This is a genomic window from Dietzia sp. DQ12-76 (assembly GCF_014145045.1).
Classification (GTDB): domain Bacteria; phylum Actinomycetota; class Actinomycetes; order Mycobacteriales; family Mycobacteriaceae; genus Dietzia.
The window spans coordinates 1-3,559 of sequence record NZ_JAALDV010000350.1; the positions used below are offsets into that span (position 1 = coordinate 1).

At 69.7% G+C, this 3,559-nt stretch carries 4 protein-coding genes and 1 pseudogene; 3 read left to right on the forward strand and 2 right to left on the reverse strand.

Annotated elements, in window-relative coordinates; all coding sequences use genetic code 11:
- A pseudogene (locus G6019_RS11995) lies at positions 1 to 566 on the reverse strand (DEAD/DEAH box helicase); the annotation flags it as partial.
- Positions 567 to 657: 91 nt separating this feature from the next.
- Here G6019_RS11995 and G6019_RS12000 point away from each other — a divergent pair.
- The 3 genes from G6019_RS12000 (at position 658) to G6019_RS12010 (ending at position 2,733) form a co-directional block, all read left to right on the forward strand.
- A complete protein-coding gene (locus G6019_RS12000; protein ID WP_182613254.1) occupies positions 658 to 1,005 on the forward strand; it encodes an ArsR/SmtB family transcription factor in 348 nt (115 codons plus the stop codon).
- 84 nt (positions 1,006 to 1,089) lie between these two features.
- Positions 1,090 to 2,073: an SRPBCC family protein gene (locus G6019_RS12005; protein ID WP_182613253.1), complete on the forward strand. Its 984-nt coding sequence runs from the start codon at positions 1,090 to 1,092 to the stop codon at positions 2,071 to 2,073.
- Positions 2,074 to 2,145: 72 nt separating this feature from the next.
- On the forward strand, positions 2,146 to 2,733 hold the full coding sequence (locus tag G6019_RS12010; RefSeq protein WP_107757461.1) for a dihydrofolate reductase family protein: 588 nt from the start codon (positions 2,146 to 2,148) through the stop codon (positions 2,731 to 2,733).
- A 22-nt stretch (positions 2,734 to 2,755) separates the two neighbouring features.
- Here the strand turns inward: G6019_RS12010 and G6019_RS12015 are convergent, their stop codons facing one another.
- Positions 2,756 to 3,439: a TetR/AcrR family transcriptional regulator gene (locus G6019_RS12015; protein WP_182613252.1), complete on the reverse strand. Its 684-nt coding sequence runs from the start codon at positions 3,437 to 3,439 to the stop codon at positions 2,756 to 2,758.
- Positions 3,440 to 3,559 lie beyond the last annotated feature (120 nt).

Consider the following 3,559-nt stretch of genomic DNA (forward strand, 5'->3'; position numbering starts at 1 on the left):
CCCGCCGACTTCCACCGGCCGCCACGGCCCGGCACGACGATGCGGGCGCGGAGCCGGTTGCCCAGCCCGGGCCTCAGCCCGCCCGTCCAGCCGTCGTCCACGGTCTCGTCCGCCACCACCGACAGCTGCAGGCCGTAGACCTCCGACTCGCGCGGCGGGGACTGCGTCACCATCTGGTGCAGCGTCTCCTCGATCCGCCTCCGCCAGTCGGGCAGTGGGGAATCGGGCACGGGGTAGTCGGATCCGGGGTAGTCGGATCCGGGATCGTCCGCCGCGGCGAACAGCATGAGCGCCGCGGCGTGCTTGCACCGCATCGCCACGGGGCAGGTGCAGGTGCTGAGCTTCGGACGGGACCAGCCGTCCTGATCGGGAGTCCCGAAGGCGACCTCGGTCCGGTACCGGCGGCCCCCACTTCCCGCGACCGAGGCCGACAGGGTCCGCGAACCAGGGGTGTATCCCACGTCACCGATGGCGTCCGCATTGACGTACGGCCGCGACCGAGCCAGCGCCGCGGACCCCACGAACCGCTCGACCTCGGACTCCGGGACCCTCACGCTCGACCGCACGCCCCAAGGGTAGGGCCGACCCACGACACCGGGCGCGCGAGTTCGGCCGCACCGTTGACGTACTGACGACGCAGGCCTAATGTGAAACCAAATGGTTTCATATCACACGCACGGGGTGGATCTCAGTGACGACGACGTGGATCGGTTGTTCCGGGCGTTGGCCGACGCCACGCGCCGGGACATCGTCCGCCGCACGCTCACCGACGAGTACTCCATCTCCGATCTCGCCCATCACTACGACATGTCGTTCGCGGCGGTCCGCAAGCACGTCAACGTCCTCGAGGAGGCCGGGCTCGTGACCGACGACCGCCACGGCCGGGAGCGCCGCATCCGGGGCAATCCCGAGGCGATCCGCCGGGCCCAGAGCCTGCTGGACGGCTTCGAACGCCTCTGGCGGGGGCGCATCGACAGGCTCGACGCCTTACTCGCCGAGGACTGACCCCGAATCCGAACCCGACCCTCACCCTGACCACCACACCCAGACCGCACCCCGAGAGACCCACCACGAGGAAAGAGGCCGACCATGCCAGTCACATCCGTCGACAAGGACCTCGAGGAGTTGACGATGACCATCGTCGCCGACTTCCCCGTGACGGTCCGCCGACTCTGGGACGCGTATGCGGATCCACGCCAGCTCGAGAGGTTCTGGGGTCCGCCCCAGTGGCCGGCCACCTTCACCCGTCACGACTTCTGCCCCGGCGGCAGGTCCGAGTACCACATGACCGGACCCGACGGCACCCGCAGCGGCGGCTACTGGGAATTCCTCTCGGTGGTCGAGGGGGTCTCGTTCGAGGTCCTGGACGGCTTCACCAGCGCGGACGGCGTGCCCGATCCGGAGATGCCGACGATGCGCGCGGTGTTCTCCTTCGAGGAGACCGACAGCGGCGCGCGTCTGACCACCACAACGTACTTCGCCGGCCTCGACCAGCTCGAGCAACTCCTCGGCATGGGCATGGAGGAGGGCACCCGGTCCGCGATGGCCCAGATCGACGACGTCCTGGCCGACCTGCGCTCCTTCGCCGCCGACCGAGCGGCCGGCGCACAGCTCCTCGGGGACACGCAGGTCCGGATCAGCCGTGTACTGCGCGGGACACCCCGGCAGATCTGGGACGCGCACCATGACCCTGAGCTACTGAGCCGGTGGTTCCACGGACCCGACGGCTGGGCACTGGTCAGCTACCGGGTCGCCTCTGCACCCGGCGAGATCACCCGCTTCGAGTGGGCCCCCGCCGCCGGCGTCGAGGGAGAGGCCTTCGCCCTGACCGGCGAGGTGCTCGCGTCCGATCCGCCGCACCGGGAGGTCTTCACCGAGACGATGGAGGGGGTCGAGGGCCCGCCCACGCACAACGAGCAGACGCTCACGGCCGTCGCGGACGGGACGCTGATGACGCTCGTCATCACCTACGACAGCGCCGAGCTCCGCGACATCATCCTCGGCACCGGAATGGTCGAGGGCATGGAGGCCGGCTACCGACGGCTCGAGACGGAGGTCCTGGCTCCCGGTTGAGCCGCAGCCGGAGACCGCCGGACAGCACGCCACCCCCACAGGACGTCACCACTCCACAGCGAAAGGACCGCCATGCGCACGCTCATCATCACCGCCTTCATGTCCCTCGACGGGGTCATGGAGGCGCCCGGCGGGGAAGAGGGTTATCGCAACGCCGGATGGACCTTCCGGGACATCCCCTTCGACGAGGCCGCGTACGAGATCAAGGGACGCGAACAGGACGAGGCCACCGCGCTCCTGCTCGGGCGCCGCAGCTACCAGGCGTTCTCGCCGGTCTGGCCGAGCATGACGGAGGATTTCGCCCGGTACAACGAGCTGCCCAAGTACGTGGTGTCGTCCACCCTCACCGACGCGGACCTCGTGGACGACTGGGGACCGACGTCCATCCTGCGCTCGGTCGAGGAGGTGGCCGGGCTCAAAGAGAGCGACGGCGGCCCGATCATCGTCCACGGCAGCGCGACCCTCGGCCACGCCCTGTCCGAGGCGGGCCTGGTCGACCGCTACCACCTTCTGGTCTTCCCGCTCCTGCTGGGCGCGGGAAAGCGCCTCTTCGGCACGGCCGACGTCGACGCCATTCCGCTGGCCCTCACCGAGCACGAGGCCTACGGCAACGGCGTCCAGAAGATGGTCTTCGACGTCGTCCGGAAGGCGGGCGACTGACGACCGCGGAGGGAGGAGCCGGTCAGCCGAGTATCCGGGCGAGTGCCAGCATGCCCTCGTCCTCGGTCGGCAGGGTGACGCGGATGAGGGCCCTGAGGGTGGCCGTCAGCCGTGAGGCGAGTTCGTCGATCGTCTCGTCCTGATCTCCCCCGTCGAGCCAGGCGAGCGTCTGCACCTCGATGCACGTCAACCAGGAGCGGACGGTCAACCTGGCCAGGCGGGTTGGTTCGCCGATTCCGACGCGGCGGTAGATCTCCTGCTCAGCCCGCAGGAAGACCATCGAGACCACGGAATCGTCCGTGCCCGGGAGACGTGAGTTCCGCAGCAGCGCACGAGCGGGCAGCCTCACCTCCTGACATGTGTAGAGGAAGTCGTGGAGAACCCGGACGAGTTCGGCGTCCTGATCGTCGGTGGTCTCGAGCCGGAGGCGGTCGACGAAATCCTGGGCGACGAGGTCCACAACGGACTGGAAGACCTCGTCCACCGACGAGTAGTGGCGGTAGAACAGCGCCCGGGACACACCCGCCCGGTTGACGATGTCCGCGACGGTGACCTTCTCGGAGATCGTCGCGGCGAACAGGGCGGACGCCGCTGACGTGATCTGGCGCATCCGATCACGGGGCGGGAGCCGTCGACGCTGCCCGGAGGGCCCGTCGGCTCCCCGGCCGGACGTGGCGGTCCCGGTGTCGTCCCTCTGCCCACTCACGGGCACCACCCTAGTGGGGCGGGGTCGGCCGACCACTAGAGGTCCACGGTGAGGCCGACGCCCTCCGCGCGGTCCGTGCACAGCAGCATCTCCCGCGCCCCCGGCCGGCCCGGCGCGCCC